The organism is Bacillus sp. RC240, from assembly GCF_044907945.1.
Taxonomy (GTDB): Bacteria; Bacillota; Bacilli; order Bacillales; family Bacillaceae_G; genus Bacillus_A; species Bacillus_A mycoides.
Genome location: NZ_JBIYCT010000015.1, coordinates 38,098 through 58,434, shown reverse-complemented (window position 1 = coordinate 58,434; position 20,337 = coordinate 38,098). Strand labels below are relative to the sequence as shown.

At 37.6% G+C, this 20,337-nt stretch carries 23 protein-coding genes, 1 rRNA gene and 2 other annotated features; all 24 genes read left to right on the top strand.

All coding sequences use genetic code 11. The features are described from left to right. Positions 1-93: ribosomal RNA gene (gene rrf, locus ABH955_RS27475) — 5S ribosomal RNA — on the top strand; the annotation flags it as partial. A gap of 213 nt (positions 94-306) precedes the next feature. Next, positions 307-768 carry a transcriptional regulator CtsR gene (gene ctsR, locus ABH955_RS27470; RefSeq protein WP_002029353.1) on the top strand — a complete coding sequence of 154 codons (462 nt, stop codon included), beginning with the start codon at positions 307-309 and terminating at the stop codon, positions 766-768. A 169-nt stretch (positions 769-937) separates the two neighbouring features. Continuing rightward, positions 938-1,486 carry a protein-arginine kinase activator protein McsA gene (gene mcsA, locus ABH955_RS27465; protein WP_002009823.1) on the top strand — a complete coding sequence of 183 codons (549 nt, stop codon included), beginning with the start codon at positions 938-940 and terminating at the stop codon, positions 1,484-1,486. 4 nt (positions 1,487-1,490) lie between these two features. Further along, on the top strand, positions 1,491-2,555 hold the full coding sequence (mcsB, locus tag ABH955_RS27460; protein ID WP_404491873.1) for a protein-arginine kinase McsB: 1,065 nt from the start codon (positions 1,491-1,493) through the stop codon (positions 2,553-2,555). A gap of 22 nt (positions 2,556-2,577) precedes the next feature. Beyond that, positions 2,578-5,013 (top strand): ATP-dependent protease ATP-binding subunit ClpC, encoded by a 2,436-nt coding sequence (gene clpC / locus ABH955_RS27455; protein WP_002063405.1) that lies wholly within the window; start codon positions 2,578-2,580, stop codon positions 5,011-5,013. A 94-nt stretch (positions 5,014-5,107) separates the two neighbouring features. Beyond that, positions 5,108-6,484 carry a DNA repair protein RadA gene (gene radA / locus ABH955_RS27450; protein WP_002009817.1) on the top strand — a complete coding sequence of 459 codons (1,377 nt, stop codon included), beginning with the start codon at positions 5,108-5,110 and terminating at the stop codon, positions 6,482-6,484. Between the two features lie 3 nt (positions 6,485-6,487). Beyond that, on the top strand, positions 6,488-7,561 hold the full coding sequence (gene disA, locus ABH955_RS27445) for a DNA integrity scanning diadenylate cyclase DisA (RefSeq protein WP_000392162.1): 1,074 nt from the start codon (positions 6,488-6,490) through the stop codon (positions 7,559-7,561). Between the two features lie 160 nt (positions 7,562-7,721). Continuing rightward, positions 7,722-8,825 carry a PIN/TRAM domain-containing protein gene (locus ABH955_RS27440; RefSeq protein ID WP_002063406.1) on the top strand — a complete coding sequence of 368 codons (1,104 nt, stop codon included), beginning with the start codon at positions 7,722-7,724 and terminating at the stop codon, positions 8,823-8,825. A 16-nt stretch (positions 8,826-8,841) separates the two neighbouring features. Next, complete coding sequence (ispD, locus tag ABH955_RS27435; protein WP_002009811.1) at positions 8,842-9,522, top strand: 2-C-methyl-D-erythritol 4-phosphate cytidylyltransferase; 681 nt, start codon at positions 8,842-8,844, stop codon at positions 9,520-9,522. A gap of 113 nt (positions 9,523-9,635) precedes the next feature. After that, positions 9,636-10,112, top strand: a complete 477-nt coding sequence (gene ispF / locus ABH955_RS27430; protein ID WP_000488386.1) for a 2-C-methyl-D-erythritol 2,4-cyclodiphosphate synthase — start codon at positions 9,636-9,638, stop codon at positions 10,110-10,112. An 89-nt stretch (positions 10,113-10,201) separates the two neighbouring features. Continuing rightward, positions 10,202-11,659, top strand: a complete 1,458-nt coding sequence (gene gltX / locus ABH955_RS27425; RefSeq protein ID WP_404491871.1) for a glutamate--tRNA ligase — start codon at positions 10,202-10,204, stop codon at positions 11,657-11,659. Positions 11,660-11,706: 47 nt separating this feature from the next. Next, positions 11,707-11,952 (top strand) — a binding site (T-box leader). A gap of 137 nt (positions 11,953-12,089) precedes the next feature. Further along, positions 12,090-12,755: a serine O-acetyltransferase gene (cysE, locus tag ABH955_RS27420; protein ID WP_002169329.1), complete on the top strand. Its 666-nt coding sequence runs from the start codon at positions 12,090-12,092 to the stop codon at positions 12,753-12,755. Then, positions 12,736-14,133 (top strand): cysteine--tRNA ligase, encoded by a 1,398-nt coding sequence (gene cysS / locus ABH955_RS27415; protein WP_404491869.1) that lies wholly within the window; start codon positions 12,736-12,738, stop codon positions 14,131-14,133. The genes cysE and cysS overlap by 20 nt, the downstream gene beginning before the upstream one ends. Positions 14,134-14,135: 2 nt before the next feature. Further along, positions 14,136-14,543, top strand: a complete 408-nt coding sequence (locus tag ABH955_RS27410; protein ID WP_002204579.1) for a Mini-ribonuclease 3 — start codon at positions 14,136-14,138, stop codon at positions 14,541-14,543. Next, positions 14,540-15,283: a 23S rRNA (guanosine(2251)-2'-O)-methyltransferase RlmB gene (gene rlmB, locus ABH955_RS27405; protein ID WP_002091503.1), complete on the top strand. Its 744-nt coding sequence runs from the start codon at positions 14,540-14,542 to the stop codon at positions 15,281-15,283. The genes ABH955_RS27410 and rlmB overlap by 4 nt, the downstream gene beginning before the upstream one ends. Positions 15,284-15,286: 3 nt before the next feature. Continuing rightward, entirely contained in the window at positions 15,287-15,799 is a 513-nt protein-coding gene (locus ABH955_RS27400; protein WP_404491867.1) for an NYN domain-containing protein, read from the top strand. 67 nt (positions 15,800-15,866) lie between these two features. Next, positions 15,867-16,526 (top strand): RNA polymerase factor sigma-70, encoded by a 660-nt coding sequence (locus tag ABH955_RS27395; protein WP_002009799.1) that lies wholly within the window; start codon positions 15,867-15,869, stop codon positions 16,524-16,526. Positions 16,527-16,654: 128 nt separating this feature from the next. Then, the gene (gene rpmG / locus ABH955_RS27390) at positions 16,655-16,801 is read left to right on the top strand and encodes a 50S ribosomal protein L33 (protein ID WP_012260172.1); all 147 of its coding nucleotides are present in this window, start codon (positions 16,655-16,657) and stop codon (positions 16,799-16,801) included. 32 nt (positions 16,802-16,833) lie between these two features. Then, a complete protein-coding gene (gene secE, locus ABH955_RS27385) occupies positions 16,834-17,013 on the top strand; it encodes a preprotein translocase subunit SecE (RefSeq protein WP_002009797.1) in 180 nt (59 codons plus the stop codon). A 131-nt stretch (positions 17,014-17,144) separates the two neighbouring features. Beyond that, positions 17,145-17,678 (top strand): transcription termination/antitermination protein NusG, encoded by a 534-nt coding sequence (gene nusG, locus ABH955_RS27380; RefSeq protein ID WP_002009795.1) that lies wholly within the window; start codon positions 17,145-17,147, stop codon positions 17,676-17,678. Between the two features lie 168 nt (positions 17,679-17,846). Further along, entirely contained in the window at positions 17,847-18,272 is a 426-nt protein-coding gene (gene rplK, locus ABH955_RS27375; protein WP_001085872.1) for a 50S ribosomal protein L11, read from the top strand. 180 nt (positions 18,273-18,452) lie between these two features. Next, complete coding sequence (gene rplA, locus ABH955_RS27370; RefSeq protein ID WP_002009792.1) at positions 18,453-19,145, top strand: 50S ribosomal protein L1; 693 nt, start codon at positions 18,453-18,455, stop codon at positions 19,143-19,145. A gap of 49 nt (positions 19,146-19,194) precedes the next feature. Then, positions 19,195-19,340: a sequence feature (ribosomal protein L10 leader region), on the top strand. Between the two features lie 39 nt (positions 19,341-19,379). Next, complete coding sequence (rplJ, locus tag ABH955_RS27365) at positions 19,380-19,880, top strand: 50S ribosomal protein L10 (protein ID WP_002009790.1); 501 nt, start codon at positions 19,380-19,382, stop codon at positions 19,878-19,880. A 67-nt stretch (positions 19,881-19,947) separates the two neighbouring features. Further along, the gene (gene rplL / locus ABH955_RS27360; protein WP_002009788.1) at positions 19,948-20,307 is read left to right on the top strand and encodes a 50S ribosomal protein L7/L12; all 360 of its coding nucleotides are present in this window, start codon (positions 19,948-19,950) and stop codon (positions 20,305-20,307) included. The last annotated feature ends 30 nt before the right edge of the window (positions 20,308-20,337 follow it).

Genomic DNA, 20,337 nt, shown 5'->3' with positions numbered 1-20,337 from the left:
CACACCCGTTCCCATACCGAACACGGAAGTTAAGCTCTCTAGCGCCGATGGTAGTTGGGACCTTGTCCCTGTGAGAGTAGGACGTCGCCAAGCAAGCTAAAAACACGAGTCATTTGACTCGTGTTTTTTCGTGTTTTCTTTTATAATTCATAGTAATTTAAAAAATCTTTATTTAAAGAATCGTCCTTTTGATTAAAGATTGTGAAATGTGGCTAGGATAGTGAATAAGCAAAAGAGTTGCAAATTTTTTTAATACGTATATAATTATAGTCAAAGATAGTCAAAGTCAATAAAGGTGGCGGATAAATGAGAAATATATCTGATATCATTGAGAAATATCTAAAGCAAGTTATTGACTTAAGCAATAATAATGCGATTGAAATCAAGAGGAATGAGGTCGCTGATCGATTCGATTGTGTGCCGTCTCAAATCAACTATGTAATCAATACCCGTTTTACGTTAGAAAGAGGATTTGTAGTAGAAAGTAAACGAGGTGGAGGAGGTTACATTCGCATTATAAAAGTCAAACTGCATGATGATATAGACATTATTGATCAAATGCTTCATATGATTGATCATAGCGTTGCACAAGGAAATGCTGAAAGTATGATTATACGTTTAATAGAAGAGGGGATTATAACAAATCGTGAAGCTAAACTTATGTTAAGCGTACTAGATCGTTCTGTATTATTAATGGATGTTCCTTCTCGAGATGAACTTAGGGCTCGAATATTATGCGCAATGTTAAGAACACTGAAATATAAATAAATATAACTTTTGTTAAGAATGATAACTAAGATAATGCAGTTTAATATTGTAGGAATTTTGAAAGATGACATGTGCTTTTACTAAATGGATTAAGGAAAGAGAACAATCTAGTAATGTATGAAAAGTATCATGAGATAGATCGTTCCTGTTGTAAAGGTGGGGGATAGCGATGACTTGTCAAAACTGTAATATAAGACCAGCAACTTTACATTATACAAAAGTAATCAACGGAAAAAAGGCGGAAGTTCATCTTTGCGAGCAATGTGCAGAACAAAGTGGCTATACGTCTTTCTTTCAATCACCGCAGTCTAATTTTTCATTCCATGACCTATTAGCCGGATTATTGCATAGTGAACCAGCAATGTTTGAAGAAGGGCAAGATGCATTTTCAAATACAAATATATCAAGATGTCCGAATTGTAAGATGACATATGAACAATTTACAAAAGTGGGACGCTTTGGATGTGCTTCTTGTTACGATACATTTAAGGGGCATTTAAAACCATTGTTAAAACGTCTTCACGGTGGGCATACGGATCATTGTGGAAAAATTCCTGAACGTATAGAAGGAAATATCTACTTAAAGAAAGAATTAGATGAACTAAAACTCAATCTGAAACAATATGTACAGAAAGAGGAATTTGAGAAAGCGGCTGAAGTACGAGATAAAATTCGAGGTCTTGTAAATCAGCTTAGTGAGCATAGAGAGGGGGAATAGTTCTATGTCACTGGACAGAATCATGAATGAAGCGATTAGTCCATGGATGAAGGGAGATGGCCCTGATTCTGATATTGTTTTAAGTAGTCGAATTCGTTTGGCTCGTAATTTTAAAAAATATCAATTCTCTACTATGCAAAACGAGGAAGAAGCTAAACAGATTCACGAGTTATTTAAGAAGAAGTTTATAAATAAACCTGTAGAACCTTTTGGGGAGTTTGAACTATTAAAAATGGATGAATTAAATCCTCTTCAAAGGAGAGTTTTAGTTGAGAAGCATTTAATTAGTCCAAATCTTGCAGGAACAGAATACGGAGCATGCCTACTATCAGAAAGTGAACATATAAGTATCATGCTTAATGAAGAGGATCATGTTAGGATTCAGTGCCTATTTTCAGGTTTACAGTTATCAGAGGCGCTTCAAAGTGCCAATCAAATAGATAATTGGATCGAGGAACAGGTTGAATATGCTTTTGATGAATCGCTTGGATATATTACGAGTTGCCCGACTAACGTCGGTACAGGATTAAGGGCTTCGGTAATGATTCATTTGCCGGGACTGGTTTTAACGAAAAGAATTAACCGTATTATACAAGTAATTCAAAAATTAGGGTTAGTAGTAAGAGGAATATACGGTGAAGGTAGCGAAGCGTTAGGTAATATATTTCAAGTGTCAAATCAAATGACACTAGGGAAATCAGAAGAAGATATTATTGCAGATTTAAAGAGTGTCATTCAACAAATCATCCATCAAGAAAAAATGGCTAGAGAATTAATTGTACAAAATTCAAGTATCGAGCTTGAAGATAAAGTATATCGTTCTTACGGAATACTAGCTAACAGTCGTTTAATTCAATCTGCAGAAGCAGCCAATTGCTTATCAGATGTACGGCTTGGTATTGACTTAGGATATATACAAGGTATATCGAGAAATATTTTAACTGAGTTAATGGTTCTTACTCAGCCAGGCATTTTGCAACAATATGCAGGAGGACCTTTAGGACCAGAAGAAAGAGATTATCGAAGAGCAACCTTAATCCGTGAGCGATTACGAATTGAACAAAATTAAGCGCAAGTAGGAGGCGATTTCTATGATGTTTGGAAGATTTACAGAACGAGCACAGAAAGTATTAGCTTTATCTCAAGAGGAAGCAATTCGCATTGGGCATAATAATATTGGAACAGAACATATTTTACTTGGGCTTGTACGCGAAGGTGAAGGAATTGCAGCAAAGGCGTTAATTGCTCTTGGATTAAGTCCAGAGAAAGTTCAAAAAGAGGTAGAAGCATTAATTGGGCGTGGAACAGAAGCTTCTCAAACAGTACATTACACACCTCGTGCTAAAAAAGTTATTGAGTTGTCTATGGACGAAGCTCGTAAGCTAGGCCATTCCTACGTTGGAACAGAACATATTTTACTTGGTTTAATCCGTGAAGGTGAAGGTGTAGCAGCACGTGTTTTAAATAATTTAGGTGTAAGCCTAAATAAAGCAAGACAACAAGTGTTACAACTTCTTGGAAGTAATGAAGCTAGTTCAGGTCACCAGGGTGGTTCATCAACAAATGCGAATACACCTACACTTGACAGTCTAGCACGTGATTTAACAGTTGTTGCACGTGAAAATCGTTTAGATCCTGTTATTGGACGTAGTAAAGAAATTCAACGTGTAATTGAAGTGTTAAGCCGTAGAACAAAAAACAATCCAGTATTAATTGGAGAACCTGGTGTAGGTAAGACAGCAATTGCGGAAGGATTAGCACAGCAAATTGTAAATAATGAAGTTCCTGAAACTTTAAGAGATAAGCGTGTTATGACATTAGATATGGGTACAGTTGTTGCTGGAACAAAATATCGTGGTGAGTTTGAGGATCGTTTAAAGAAAGTGATGGATGAGATTCGCCAAGCTGGTAACATCATTCTATTTATTGATGAGCTTCATACGTTAATTGGTGCAGGAGGGGCGGAAGGTGCAATTGATGCATCGAATATTTTAAAACCATCTTTAGCACGTGGTGAATTACAATGTATTGGCGCAACAACTTTAGACGAATATCGTAAATATATTGAAAAGGATGCGGCATTAGAAAGACGTTTCCAACCAATTCATGTTGATGAACCAAACTTAGAAGAATCAGTTCAAATTTTAAAAGGTTTACGTGACCGTTATGAGGCGCATCACCGCGTATCTATTACAGATGATGCAATTGATGCGGCTGTAAAACTTTCAGATCGTTACATTACAGACCGTTTTTTACCTGATAAAGCAATCGATTTAATTGATGAGGCTGCATCAAAAGTGCGCTTACGTTCGTATACAACACCGCCAAACTTAAAAGAGCTTGAAGTGAAGCTTGAGGAAATTAGAAAAGAAAAAGATGCAGCTGTACAAAGCCAAGAATTTGAAAAGGCTGCTTCCTTACGTGATATGGAACAACGTTTACGTGAAAAGTTAGAAGATACAAAGCGTCAGTGGAAAGAGAAACAAGGACAAGAAAACTCAGAAGTAACAGTAGAAGATATTGCAAATGTCGTTTCCACATGGACACGTATTCCAGTTTCTAAACTTGCACAAACAGAGACAGATAAATTATTAAACTTGGAATCAATTTTACATGATCGTTTAATTGGGCAGGATGAAGCAGTTGTAGCTGTGGCAAAAGCTGTTCGTCGTGCGAGAGCGGGATTAAAAGATCCGAAACGTCCAATTGGCTCATTTATTTTCCTAGGACCTACTGGTGTAGGTAAAACAGAACTAGCAAGGGCATTAGCGGAATCTATGTTCGGTGATGAGGATGCAATGATCCGCATCGATATGTCTGAGTACATGGAAAAGCATTCTACTTCTCGTTTAGTTGGATCTCCTCCAGGATATGTTGGATATGAAGAAGGTGGACAATTAACAGAGAAAGTTCGTCGTAAGCCATATTCAGTTGTCTTATTAGATGAAGTAGAGAAAGCTCATCCTGATGTGTTTAATATTTTACTACAAGTATTAGAAGATGGCCGTTTAACAGATTCTAAAGGACGTACAGTTGATTTCCGTAATACAATCGTTATTATGACGTCTAATGTTGGTGCAGACGCATTAAAACGTAATAAACATCTTGGATTTAACGTACAAGATGAGAGCCGCGATTATTCAGATATGAAAGGTAAAGTAATGGATGAATTGAAAAAAGCATTTCGTCCAGAATTCTTAAACCGTATTGATGAAATTATCGTGTTCCATATGCTTGAGAAAAAACATATTCAAGAAATTGTAACTCTTATGGTGAATCAGTTAGTGAATCGCTTAAAAGAACAAGAGATTGAATTGCATTTAACAGAAGGAGCAATTTCAGCAATTGCTGATAAAGGATTTGATCGAGAGTACGGTGCTCGTCCGCTTCGTAGAGCAATTCAAAAACATGTAGAAGATAGACTATCAGAAGAACTGTTAAAAGGTGCTATTGAGAAAGGACAAAAAGTTATCTTTGATATAGAAGGAGAATCATTTGTCATTCATAGTGCAGAAAAGGTAAAATAAGTATAGACAAACAAAGAGGGCTACGCGATAGCCCTCTTTCTTGTACGAGAAGGATAAACGTTTGTAGATGAAAGTGAAGTGAACTATAAAAGATATGGCTAAAAAGAAAACAAAATTTACATGTCAAGAATGTGGTTATCAGTCGCCAAAATATATGGGGAAATGTCCTGGATGTGGTCAATGGAATACGCTTGTTGAAGAGATGGAACCAGTTGTATCATCAAGACGCCTTAATTATGCCAATGCAATTCAATCAGAAGTAACAAAACCAAGACGCTTAACAGAGGTAGAAACAAAGTCTGAGGCGCGTATTGAAACGAAATTTCAAGAGTTTAACCGTGTACTTGGTGGCGGGATTGTAGATGGATCTTTAGTACTTATTGGTGGAGACCCTGGGATTGGGAAATCAACATTGTTATTACAAATTTCATCGCAATTAGCAGATTCTTCATATGATGTACTATACATATCAGGTGAGGAGTCAGCAAAGCAGATCAAACTTCGTGCAGATCGTTTGCATGTAAAGGGTAGTAATCTATTTGTTGTAGCAGAGACTGATTTACAGAGAATTGCAGCGCACATTGAAGAGATGAATCCAGCTTTTGTTGTTATTGACTCCATTCAGACGATACATTTACCTGAAGTGACGTCAGCCCCAGGGAGTGTAACGCAAGTACGTGAATGTACAGCGGAATTAATGAAACTTGCAAAGACGAAAGGGATTCCTATTTTTATCGTCGGACATGTGACAAAAGAAGGGGCAATTGCAGGACCACGTATGCTAGAACATATGGTTGATGCAGTTCTTTACTTTGAAGGAGATCGTCACCATACATATCGTATTTTGCGAGCTGTGAAGAACCGTTTTGGTTCCACAAATGAAATGGGTATCTTTGAAATGAAGGAACTAGGTCTTGCAGAAGTACTAAATCCTTCTGAAATTTTCCTTGAGGAACGTCCAGTTGGAGTTGCAGGATCCACAGTGGTTGCTTCAATGGAAGGAACAAGACCGGTTTTAGTAGAAATACAAGCATTAATCTCCCCTACTAGTTTTGGAAATCCTCGAAGAATGGCGACGGGAATTGATCATAACCGCGTTTCACTTATTATGGCAGTGCTAGAAAAAAGAACAGGTTTATTGTTGCAAAATCAAGACGCATATTTAAAAGTTGCGGGTGGCTTGAAATTAGATGAACCAGCAATCGATTTAGCTGTCGCCTTAAGTATTGCTTCAAGTTTCAGAGATAAAGCTACTGCACCAGCCGATGCGGTAATAGGAGAAGTAGGCCTAACTGGAGAAATAAGAAGAGTATCAAGAATTGAACAACGTGTACAAGAAGCAGCGAAATTAGGATTTCAACGTGCTATTATTCCTAGAAAAAATTTGGGAGGATGGACAATTCCAGATGGGATTGAGGTAGTAGGTGTTTCTAATTTAGGAGAAGCGCTTCGTTTGACATTAGGAGGCTAGGCTATGGAGGAAAACAAGCAACGTGTCAAAAGTATGATTAATATTCTACAGCTTGTTGCCCCAGGAACACCACTACGCGAGGGGATAGATAACGTACTTCGTGCGCAAACTGGAGGGCTAATTGTTCTTGGGTATAATGAGCAGATTAAAAGTATTGTTGATGGAGGATTTCACATTAATTGTGCATTCTCACCGGCTAGTTTATATGAATTAGCAAAAATGGATGGGGCACTTATTTTAAATGAAACTGGGAGCAAAATTTTAATTGCAAATGCACAATTAGTTCCAGATCCATCCATTGATTCTATTGAAACAGGTATGCGTCACCGAACGGCAGAGCGTGTAGCAAAGCAGACGGCTAGCCTTGTTGTGGCTATTTCACAAAGACGTAACGTAATTACACTATATCAAGGGAACTTACGTTATACACTAAAGGATATAGGTGTAATTTTAACAAAGGCAAACCAAGCTATTCAAACGTTAGAAAAATATAAAGCTGTATGGAATGATGGGATTACGAATTTGGGCATTCTAGAATTTGAAGAGGTCGTTACAATGTCCGAGGTAGTTCACGTTTTACATAGTGTTGAAATGGTACTGCGTATTAAAAATGAAATAGTGAGCTACATTCATGAGTTAGGAACGGAAGGAAGGTTAATTCGTTTACAACTTACAGAATTACTAGCCGACTTAGAAGCAGAGGCAGCGTTATTAATTAAGGATTATTATCAAGAAAAAACGCAGGATCACCATCAAATTTTGAAAAAGTTACAAGATCTTGCAAATACACAGCTTTTAGAGGATAGCGATTTAGTTAAATTGCTCGGCTATCCAGGGCAAATGAGCTTAGAAGAAAGCGTGACACCGAGGGGATACCGAATCGCAAGCAAAATTTCTCGTGTTCCACCACTTATCATTGAAAATTTAATTAATCGATTTAAAACATTGCAAGGTGTTTGTCGTGCAACTATTAATGAATTGGATGATGTGGAAGGAATTGGGGAAGTTAGGGCGAAGAAAATACGAGAGGGCCTAAAAAGAATTCAAGAGCATCTCTATATGAGTAGACACAATTAAGAATATTACATTGATTCCATAATATAACGACACTAGAACATTTTTGTTATATGATATGGTATATTGGTAAATAAAACTATTTACAAAAAAACACGTCCGCTTTTGCATTCGGCGTTTTGATTAGCAAAACAATGGTTAATAATGAGTAGGAGGTGGTTGGATGTTAAAAAGGATCGTACAGCTCTTCTTTTTAGTAATTGGGGGAGCGTTAGGGATTTTTCTAATCCCAAAAGTTATTAATGTATTGGACGTTGGTGCTGTTCCTTTGCTTGAGGGATCGTACGTTCGTGCAATTATTGGTGCAATTATTTTATTTTTAACAACATTTTGGCTTGTGGATTATATTGTTCAACTTATTAAACATATCGAAGAAGCCCTTGTAAAGGCACCGGTAGCGGATGTTTTATTTGGTACATTAGGGTTGATCTCTGGTCTTATTGTTGCATATTTAATTTTGATACCAATTCGTGAATTCACGATTCCAGTCATTAGTACAGTATTACAAGTGTTCTTTACTCTTTTACTTGGTTATTTAGGATTCCAAGTAGGATTTAAAAAGAGAAATGAATTGCTAGGATTATTTACATTACCCCAGCGTGGAGGTAAGAAGAAAAACAATAGCGAGAACGAAGAGGTAGAGGTAGAAAAATCTACAACTCATTGGAAAATTCTCGATACAAGCGTAATTATTGATGGACGTATTGCGGATATTTGCCAAACGAAGTTTTTAGAAGGAACAATTGTGATTCCACAATTCGTATTAGAAGAGCTTCAGCATATTGCCGATTCTTCTGATGCATTAAAGCGTAATCGTGGTCGCAGAGGATTAGACATTTTAAATCGTATTCAAAAAGAGCTACCAATTCCGGTGGAAATTTATGAAGGCGATTTTGAGGATATCCAAGAGGTGGATAGCAAGCTTGTAAAGTTAGCTAAAATCACTGGTGGAACTGTTGTAACAAATGATTTCAACTTAAACAAAGTTTCTGAATTACAAGGAGTAACAGTATTAAATATTAACGATTTAGCAAATGCAATTAAACCAGTCGTACTCCCTGGCGAAGAATTAAGTGTTTATGTTGTGAAAGATGGTAAAGAACAAAATCAAGGTGTGGCATATTTAGATGATGGCACGATGATTGTAGTAGAAGACGGTAGAGAATATGTCGGTTCGCAACTTAATGTACTAGTTACAAGTGTGTTGCAAACATCGGCTGGTCGTATGATTTTCGCAAAACGTAAATTATTAGAAAAAGCATTATAAGTAGAGGATTATTAATATGTATACATTAATTATTCCGGCAGCGGGTCAAGGGAAACGGATGGGTGCTGGCAAAAATAAGTTGTTCTTACTTATAAATGGGGTACCTATCATTGTGCATACATTACGTGCTTTTGAAAAAGATAAAGCATGTAAACGCATTATCATGGCGATTAACGAAGAGGAACGCCCTTATTTTGAGGAGTTAATGCAGAAGTACCCGGTTGAAAAGCAGGTGCAATTTATTCAAGGCGGGGCCGAAAGACAAGATAGTGTGTATAATGCGCTTCAGTATGTGAGTGGTGTTGAATATGTTCTCGTACACGATGGTGCGCGCCCGTTCGTAACGAATAAGATGATGCAAGATGTATTAACTGCAGCAGAGAAATATGGTGCTTCCATTTGTGCGGTGCCAGTGAAGGATACCATTAAGAAAGTAGAACAGGGTGTTGTTGTTGAAACGGTAGAACGTTCTCAGCTTAAAGCGGTTCAAACACCGCAAGGATTTTCTGTTCCTCTTTTATTAGAAGCTCATAGAAGTGCAAAGCAAAGTTGTTTTCTTGGTACAGATGACGCAAGTCTCGTAGAACGTGTAGGGAAGAAAGTAGGCGTAGTAGAGGGGAGTTACTATAATATTAAAGTGACGACTCCAGAGGATTTACTAATTGCTGAAAGTTTCCTTCATGTTCAGAAGAAATAGAAGTGATGGTATTATAGTAAAGAAAAGCTCGGCAGTTGCCGGGCTTTTCTTTATAGAGATAGCAATATAATATAGAATTCATAAAGTAGTTTAGATTGAGGAGGATGTAAAGAATGTTTCGAATTGGACAAGGTTTTGATGTACATGAATTTGCGGAAGGTAGACCGTTAATTATCGGTGGAATTACAATTCCTCATGAAAAAGGATTAATCGGTCACTCGGATGCAGATGTATTGTTACATACGATTGCTGACGCATGTCTAGGAGCAATTGCAGCAGGAGATATTGGAAAACATTTTCCTGATACAGATCCTGCCTTTAAAGATGCGGATTCAGCTGTATTGTTACAAAAGGTTTGGGAATTTGTGCGTGAACAAGGTTATGAGCTAGGGAACCTAGATTGTACAATTATTGCCCAAAAGCCAAAAATGGCACCGCATATTGAAAGCATGCGTAAACGCATTAGTGAACTATTAGAAACGTCTATTGATAATATTAATGTAAAGGCAACAACAACAGAAAAATTAGGATTTACAGGTAGAGAAGAAGGGATTGCTTCTCAAGCGGTTGTTTTATTACAGAAAAAATAGTGGTTTTTAATTCGTAAGATGGATAATCACGTTTTTTTGGTGTACAATTATAGAATGTGTTGACATTAAGATTGGAAGGTGTACCAACTATGGAAAAGCAAGTGAGAGTGCGCTATGCGCCAAGTCCAACAGGACACTTACATATCGGAAATGCGCGTACGGCATTATTTAATTATTTATTTGCTCGTCATCAAGATGGTAAGTTTATTATTCGTATTGAAGATACTGATGTGAAACGTAATGTTGCTGGTGGAGAAGAAAGCCAATTAAAATACTTGAAATGGCTCGGTATGGACTGGGATGAAGGTGTTGATGTTGGTGGTGAATTTGGGCCATATCGTCAAACAGAGCGTTTAGATATTTATAAAAAATTATATAAAGATTTATTAGAGCGTGATTTAGCTTACAAATGTTATATGACAGAAGAAGAGCTAGAAGCAGAGCGTGAAGGTCAAATCGCTCGTGGTGAAACACCGCGTTATGCAGGAAACCACCGTGATTTAACTGAGGAGCAAATTAAAGGATTTGAGGCTGAAGGCCGTATTCCAAGTGTTCGCTTCCGTGTGCCGGCTGATAGCGACTACACGTTTAAAGATCTCGTAAAAGATGAAGTTGCATTTCATTCAAATGATTTTGGTGATTTCGTTATCGTGAAAAAAGATGGAATTCCAACTTATAACTTTGCGGTAGCGGTAGATGATCACTTAATGGAGATTACACACGTACTTCGTGGTGATGATCATATTTCAAACACGCCAAAACAAATGATGATTTATGAAGCTTTCGGTTGGGATATCCCGAAGTTCGGTCATATGACTTTAATTGTAAACGAAAGCCGTAAAAAGCTAAGTAAGCGTGACGAATCTATTATTCAATTTATTGAGCAATATAAAGAGCTTGGATATCTTCCAGAAGCAATCTTTAACTTTATTGGATTACTAGGTTGGTCACCAGTAGGTGAAGAAGAAGTCTTCTCTCAAGATGAGTTTATCAAAATGTTTGATGCAGCTCGTTTATCAAAATCACCTGCATTATTTGATTCCCAAAAACTAAAATGGATGAACAACCAATATATGAAAAAACAAGATTTAGATACGGTTGTTGAACTAAGCTTACCGCATTTAGTGAAAGCGGGTCGCGTAGGTGAAAACTTAAGCGAACAAGAACAAGCGTGGGTTCGTGATGTAATTGCTTTATATCATGACCAAATGAGCTTTGGAGCTGAAATTGTAGAGCTTTCTGAAATGTTCTTTAAAGATCATGTTGATCATGAAGAAGAGGGACAAGAAGTATTGAAAGGTGAACAAGTACCTGAAGTACTTCGTGCATTTGCCGATCAATTAGAAGCTTTAGAAGCAATGGAGCCAGCGGCAGTTAAGGCGGCTATTAAAGCAGTTCAAAAAGAAACAGGACATAAAGGTAAAAACCTATTTATGCCAATCCGTGTTGCTACTACTGGACAAACACATGGTCCTGAGCTTCCTAACGCTATTGCTCTTCTTGGAAAAGAAAAAGTTTTAAATCGTATTCAAAAAGTAATTGGTTAACATTTTCTAGGTTTAGCAATATAATAAGTATATCTAAAATCTAATAAGGAAAAGCGACGAGAAGGAGAAGTAGAAAATCAGGCTTTTTACAGAGAGAACCACCCTTAGGCTGGAAGTGGTTTATAAGCGGATTTTTGAAATGCCCCTTCGAGTCTTCTGTTGAACAGCGAAGTATTTCGCGGAACGTCTTAGGGCGCAAAGTAAACAGAAGCGGTGTAAACCGTTATCATGGATGAGTTTGAGGCTTCTTTAGCCTAAACAGAGTGGAACCGCGCTTAAAAGGCGTCTCTGTCTATATGACAGAGGCGTCTTTTTTTTATACCATGTAAATGGTGTGAGTATAAGTTTTATCCCCTTGTATAAAGATTTAGGGGGAAGTGGGGAGTTAGTTCACTCGAAAAAAGCAGCCCATAAAGGGGAGGGAACATCGATGTTTAAGAGGCTTCGGGAAGATATTGAAGTCGTTTTTGAACAGGATCCAGCGGCAAGAAGTTATTTCGAAGTCATTTTAACTTACTCTGGATTACATGCAGTTTGGGCCCATCGAATTGCACATGCTTTTTATAAAAGGGATTTTTTCTTTATGGCACGTTGGATTTCGCAAGTTAGTCGTTTTTTTACTGGCATTGAGATTCATCCAGGAGCAACTATTGGTCGTCGTTTTTTCATTGATCATGGAATGGGGGTTGTAATTGGAGAAACGTGTGAAATTGGCGAAAACGTAACAATTTATCAAGGTGTCACATTAGGTGGTACAGGTAAAGAAAAAGGAAAGAGGCACCCTACAATTCAGGATAATGTATTAATTGCAACAGGTGCTAAAGTACTAGGTTCTATTACTATTGGAGAGAATTCTAAAATTGGAGCAGGATCTGTCGTGTTAAAGGAAGTTCCTGCGCATTCTACAGTTGTAGGTATACCTGGCCGAGTCGTTATTCAAAATGGAGTAAAGATTGGTCAAGAATTAAATCATTCTGATCTTCCGGATCCGATTTTTGATAAATTAAAGGTTATGGAAGTAGAACTTGATAAATTGAGAAAGCAACTCGAAGTAAAGGTAGGAAGGAAGGATAAAAATGACTATTCACATTTATAATACGTTAACGCGTCAAAAAGAAGAGTTTATGCCATTAGAAGAAAATAAGGTAAAGATGTATGTGTGCGGACCTACAGTGTATAACTACATTCACATTGGGAATGCAAGACCACCTATGGTGTTTGATACAGTGCGCCGTTACTTAGAATATAAAGGGTATGATGTGCAGTATGTATCTAACTTTACTGACGTGGATGATAAATTAATTAAGGCGGCAAATGAATTAGGTGAAGATGTGCCAACAATTGCAGATCGTTTTGTTGAAGCTTACTTTGAAGATGTAACGGCACTAGGTTGCAAACATGCAACGGTTCATCCACGTGTAACGGAAAATATGGATATCATTATTGAATTTATTCAAGAACTTGTGAATAAAGGGTATGCATATGAATCAGAAGGTGATGTGTACTTTAAAACGAAAGAATTCGAAGGTTACGGTAAATTATCACATCAACCGATTGCAGACTTACGTCACGGTGCACGTATTGAAGTAGGAGAAAAGAAACAAGACCCTCTTGACTTTACTTTATGGAAAGCTGCGAAAGAAGGAGAAATCTTCTGGGAAAGCCCTTGGGGGAAAGGACGCCCAGGGTGGCATATTGAATGCTCAGCAATGGCGCGTAAATATTTAGGGGATACAATTGATATTCATGCTGGTGGTCAAGATTTGGCATTTCCTCATCATGAAAATGAAATTGCGCAGTCTGAGGCGTTGACAGGAAAAACATTTGCACGTTATTGGATGCATAACGGATATATTAATATTAATAACGAGAAGATGTCTAAGTCGCTTGGAAACTTCATTTTAGTTCACGATATCATTAAACAATATGATCCACAGTTAATCAGGTTCTTTATGCTATCGGTACATTACCGTCACCCAATTAACTTTAGCGAGGATTTATTGCAAAGTACTAATAATGGACTAGAAAGAATTAAAACAGCTTACGGTAACTTAAAGCATCGTATGGAAAGTAGTACGGATTTAACGGACCATAATGAAAAATGGTTAGCTGAAATGGAAAAGTTCCAGGTTGCATTCGAAGAAGCGATGGATGATGATTTCAATACGGCTAATGCGATTACTGAATTATATAACGTAGCAAATTACGCAAATCAATATTTGTTAGAAGAACATACTTCTAAAGTTGTAATTGAAGCGTATGTAAAACAACTTGAAACATTATTTAGTATTTTAGGATTAGAATTAGCGCAAGAAGAGTTGCTTGATGAAGAAATTGAAGCACTAATCCAAAAGCGTATTGAAGCTCGTCAAAATCGTGACTTCGCACTATCTGATCAAATTCGCGATGATTTAAAGGGACGTAATATTATTTTAGAAGATACCGCTCAAGGTACAAGATGGAAAAGAGGATAAGAATGATTGATGCAAAGCAATTGAACAGCTTAGCTTTAGCATATATGGGTGATGCGGTATATGAGCAATATATCCGCTATCACCTCCTTCAAAAGGGGAAAGTTCGCCCTAATCAATTACATCGCTTAGGGACGGGCTTTGTTTCGGCAAAAGCACAGGCGAAAGTTGTTTATCATTTATTAGAAACGGCATTTTTGACAGAAGAGGAAGAGGCGGTATTAAGAAGAGGGCGTAATGCGAATTCGGGTACTGTTCCAAAAAATACAGATGTACAAACATATCGACACAGTACAGCCTTTGAAGCGCTAATCGGTTATCATCACTTGTTGAATAATCGTGAAAGATTGGACGAGATTGTATATAAGGCGATTGACGTTTTGGAAGAAAAGGAAGGGAGCACATCATCATGAGTAGTGAATATATTATCGGACGTAACCCTGTAATTGAAGCTTTAAGAGCGGGGCGAGATATTAATAAAATTTTGGTAGCGGAAGGTGCTGCCAAAGGACAAGTGCAAATTGTACTAGCATTAGCAAAAGAGAATAAGGTTATTTTGCAACACGCACCAAAGAAGAAATTAGATCAATTGGTTGAGGGTAATCATCAAGGTGTAATTGCTCAAGTAGCTGCATATCAATATGCTGAGTTAGAGGATTTGTTTAAATTAGCAGAAAAACGCAATGAAGATCCATTCTTCTTAATTTTAGATGAAATTGAAGACCCACATAACTTAGGTTCTATTATGCGTACTGCGGATGCAACAGGGGCTCATGGGGTTATTATTCCAAAAAGAAGAGCGGTGGGACTTACAGCGTCAGTTGCGAAAGCGTCGACTGGGGCAATTGAATATATTCCTGTTGCACGTGTAACAAATTTATCGCGTACAATTGATGAATTAAAAGAACGTGGACTTTGGATTGCTGGTACAGATGCCAAAGGGAAAACAGATTACCGTAATTTAGATGGTAATATGCCAATCGGACTAGTAATTGGTAGTGAAGGAAAAGGTATGAGTCGTATTATTGGTGAAAAGTGTGATTTCCTAATTACTTTACCGATGGTCGGTAAAGTTACATCCTTAAATGCTTCAGTAGCCGCAAGTTTGTTAATGTATGAGGTATATCGTAAACGTCACGAAATTGGTAAATAAAAAATGAACGATATTTTAATCGTTGACGGTTACAACATTATCGGGGCTTGGGGAGACTTGAAGAAACTGCGGGATGTAGATTTACAGTCATCAAGAGACGCACTTATTGATAAGATGGCGGATTATCAAGGCTATACAGGCACAAAGGTAATGATTGTCTTTGATGCCTATACAGTCTATGGTATTGAAAAAAAGATGAAACAATCACGGGTGGAAGTAATATTCACGAGAAAAAATCAAACTGCAGATGAAAAGATAGAACAACTTGCAATTGAGCTTAGAAATATAAATACACAAATATACGTTGCAACTTCGGATTATACGGAGCAATGGATTATATTTGCGCAAGGTGCACTTCGAAAATCTGCGCGTGAATTAGAGTTAGAAGTGCAAGCGATGGAACAACAAGTAAGAAGGTGCACCAAAGACACGAAAGAAAGGCAACCCGCCATGCGAAAGATATTTAGTGAGGATATTACAGAAAAATTAGAAAAATTAAGAAGAGGAGAGCGTTGAAGCATTGACGCTCTTTATCTTTTTACTGTATAATATTGCTAAATATATAGCGGTCGGAGGGATCAAGGTGGAAGCAGGCTTCGTAAGTGTAGGCGACGTTACATTTCGTGATTTAGAGGATGAGGCAATCGTTGAGTTAGTTCGAAAAGGTAATACTGACGCTCTAGAATATTTAATTCACAAATATAAGAACTTTGTTCGCGCGAAATCAAGATCTTATTTCTTAGTGGGTGCCGATCGAGAAGATATTGTTCAAGAAGGCATGATTGGATTGTTTAAAGCCATTCGTGATTATAAAGGGGACAAGCTGTCTTCGTTCAAAGCATTTGCTGAACTGTGTATCACTCGACAAATTATTACCGCTATTAAAACAGCAACAAGGCAAAAACATATTCCGTTAAATTCGTATGTGTCTTTAGACAAGCCAATTTACGATGAGGAATCTGATCGAACATTATTAGATGTTATTTCGGAATCGAAAGTAACTGATCCAGAAGAGATGATTATAAGTCAGGAAGAATATACAGACATAGAATCAAAAATATCTGAATTATTAAGCGATTTAGAAAGAAAAGTGCTCTCTTTATACTTAGATGGTCGTTCCTATCAAGAAATTTCAGAACAGTTAAACAGGCACGTGAAATCTATTGATAACGCATTGCAGCGTGTAAAAAGGAAATTAGAAAGATATATGGAGATGAGAGAGAGTACAACTTTAAATTCATAGCAAGTGCCGCAGGTGTAAAATAATTCACCTGTTTTCTTTTTGTTAAGAGAGTGAAAGTCATGACATTGACATTATCTTTTGTTGTATGATACATTTTTAGGGACAATGTTACAAGGTTGGTGTAACTAATGAGGAAAAAAGTTGTACTCTCATGTGAAGAGTGTAAAAATCGAAACTACTCTACGATGAAAGATACGAGCTCAGTAGAGCGACTTGAGATAAAGAAGTTTTGTAAAACATGCAATAAGCATACAGTTCACAAAGAAACAAAATAAATAATTGAAATAATACACTGGAGGTCCCGTAGATGCGTTTAACGAACTTTTTCGGCGATGTAGGTCGCGAAATGAAAAAAGTAAGTTGGCCTAAAAAAGATGAATTACTCCGCTCAACAACGACTGTTATCGCGACAGTTGTGTTCTTTGCGATTTTCTTCGCAGTGGTTGATATGGGCATTTCTTCTTTAATTCGGTTAATTCTTGGTTAATTCTTGAATAAGAAGCACTTATCCATGATATAATGTTATTTATAAGAACTGTGTAAAAGCCCGGTGAACGGGTTTTTTCATTTGCGCAAAAAAATGTACGTCAGGGAGGGAAGGACGCTCGTCCTAAATGAATGGAAAAAAGTTGGTATGTTGTCCATACTTATTCTGGATATGAAAATAAAGTAAAAGCAAACCTAGAGAAACGTGTAGAATCAATGGGTATGCAAGATAAAATTTTCCGTGTTGTTGTCCCGGAAGAAGTAGAAGTAGAAATGAAAAATGGTAAAGAAAAAATAACGAAAAGAAAAGTGTTCCCAGGTTACGTATTAGTAGAACTAATCATGACTGACGATTCTTGGTATGTTGTTCGTAACACGCCAGGTGTAACAGGTTTTGTCGGTTCTTCTGGTTCAGGATCTAAACCATCGCCTCTATTAGAAGAGGAAGTTGTTACCATCATGAAGCATATGGGAATGGACAATGAAGTGGTTGATTTCGAATTTGAACTTCATGAAACAGTGCGTGTAAATGAGGGACCATTCGCGGATTATACAGGTGCGATTGAAGAAATTGATGTGGAAAAGAAAAAAGTTAGCGTGCTTGTAGACATGTTCGGTCGCGAGACTCCGGTTGAACTTGATTTCCATCAAATCGAAAAATTATAAAATGAAACTTGAAATGAATTGTAAAAAGTGATAATATCTTTTAAGTCAGTACGTCTTCGGTAACGGAGACGTTTTTTGAAAAAGATTTTATCATTATGATAAAATATGAAGTGGGAGGGCAAATCACTGCCCAATTGACCACATCACGGACTTAAGGAGGTGTGTCTCGTGGCTAAAAAGGTAATTAAAATGGTAAAACTTCAGATTCCTGCAGGTAAAGCTAATCCAGCTCCGCCGGTTGGTCCAGCATTAGGACAAGCAGGTGTTAACATCATGGGCTTCTGTAAAGAGTTTAACGCTCGTACAGCTGATCAAGCTGGTCTTATCATCCCTGTTGAAATTACGGTATTTGAGGACCGTTCATTCACTTTCATTACTAAAACTCCTCCTGCTGCTGTTCTTCTTAAGAAAGTAGCTGGTATTGAGTCTGGTTCTGGTGAACCAAACCGTAATAAAGTGGCAACTGTTAAGCGTGATAAAGTACGCGAAATCGCTGAAACTAAAATGCCTGACCTAAACGCTGCTAGTGTAGAAGCTGCAATGCGTATGGTTGAAGGTACTGCGCGCAGTATGGGCATCGTTATCGAAGACTAATTCGATTTGTTTTTTGTAAAAAAGGTTGCGGGTCTGGAATTCCAATTCGCAACCTTTATTATCGTAAATGATCATCATTTTTAAATAAATGGATGGGCGCACATCCTCGGGGGTTCCCGGAATGAAGGCGTAAACGTGGGAGGTTATTCCGCTAAAACCACATTCAAGGAGGAAACAAACATGGCTAAAAGAGGTAAAAAGTACGTTGAAGCTGCGAAGCTTGTTGATCGTGCATCTGCTTACTCTGCAACAGAAGCAGTAGAATTAGTAAAGAAAACAAACACAGCTAAATTTGATGCAACTGTAGAAGCTGCATTCCGTTTAGGTGTTGACCCTAAGAAAGCTGACCAACAAATTCGTGGTGCAGTTGTTCTTCCACACGGTACTGGTAAAGTACAACGTGTATTAGTATTCGCTAAAGGCGAAAAAGCAAAAGAAGCTGAAGCTGCTGGCGCTGAATTCGTAGGCGATGCTGATTACATCGGTAAAATCCAAAAAGGTTGGTTCGATTTCGATGTAGTAGTAGCAACTCCTGACATGATGGGTGAAGTTGGTAAACTTGGTCGTGTATTAGGACCTAAAGGTTTAATGCCAAACCCTAAAACTGGAACAGTTACTTTCGATGTAACTAAAGCTGTTAACGAAATCAAAGCTGGTAAAGTTGAATACCGCGTTGATAAAGCTGGTAACATCCACGTTCCAATCGGTAAAGTATCTTTCGAAGATGCTAAATTAGTAGAAAACTTCAAAACAATTGCTGACACGCTACAAAAAGCTAAGCCAGCTGCTGCAAAAGGTACTTACATGAAGAACGCAACTGTTGCTTCTACAATGGGACCTGGCGTACGCGTAGACGTTTCTACACTTGCGTAAAAATTGGAAGTTGACTTCATAAAGAAGTTTTAATATAATCATTTATGTTGTGAATTTTAATAGTGTACCGTAGACAGTAGGAGTCGATTCGACTTAATTTCCTACCTAGGTGTTAATATACGAAGCGGAATCTTTTTTCTGTGACTATATGCCTCCATGTCTACAAGTTGGGCATGGAGGTTTTTAGTGCACTTTCGGTACATCTTCTATATAATCTACAGGAGGTGTAATAACATGAGCAAAGTAATCGAAACTAAACAACAAGTTGTAACTGAAATCGCTGAAAAACTTCGCGCGAGTAAATCTACAATTGTTGTTGACTACCGTGGTTTAACAGTTTCTGAAGCAACAGAATTACGTAAAAACTTACGTGAAGCTGGCGTTGAGTTCAAAGTTTACAAAAACTCTTTAACTCGTCGTGCTGCAGAGTCTGCTGAAATGGCTGAGTTAAACGAATTCTTAACAGGACCAAACGCAATCGCGTTCAGTAACGAGGATGTAGTTGCTCCTGCGAAAGTATTAAACGACTTCGCTAAAAATCATGAAGCTTTAGAAATTAAAGCGGGCGTAATCGAAGGTAAACTTGTAACACTTGATGAGGTTAAAGCTATCGCTACTCTTCCATCACGTGAAGGCTTACTTTCTATGCTTCTTAGCGTTCTTCAAGCTCCAATCCGTAACCTTGCACTTGCTACTAAAGCAGTTGCAGATCAAAAGGAAGAGCAAGGCGCTTAATTTTTTAAAAGATAATTACTTGTTATCTATAAAACAATACAAACCTATTTAAGGGAGGATATTTACAATGACTAAAGAACAAATCATTGAAGCAGTTAAATCTATGACTGTATTAGAACTTAACGACTTAGTAAAAGCTATCGAGGAAGAATTCGGCGTAACTGCTGCTGCTCCTGTAGCTGTAGCTGGTGGCGCTGGTGAAGCTGCTGCTGAGCAAACTGAATTTGACGTAGTACTTGCAAGTGCTGGCGCTCAAAAAATCAAAGTTATCAAAGCTGTACGTGAAATCACTGGTCTTGGCTTAAAAGAAGCTAAAGAATTAGTTGACAACACTCCAAAAGCAATCAAAGAAGGCGTTACTAAAGAGGAAGCTGAAGAAATGAAAGCTAAACTTGAAGAAGTTGGCGCTGCTGTAGAAGTTAAGTAATTAACTTTTGGTGCTTTAAAAAAAGCTCGC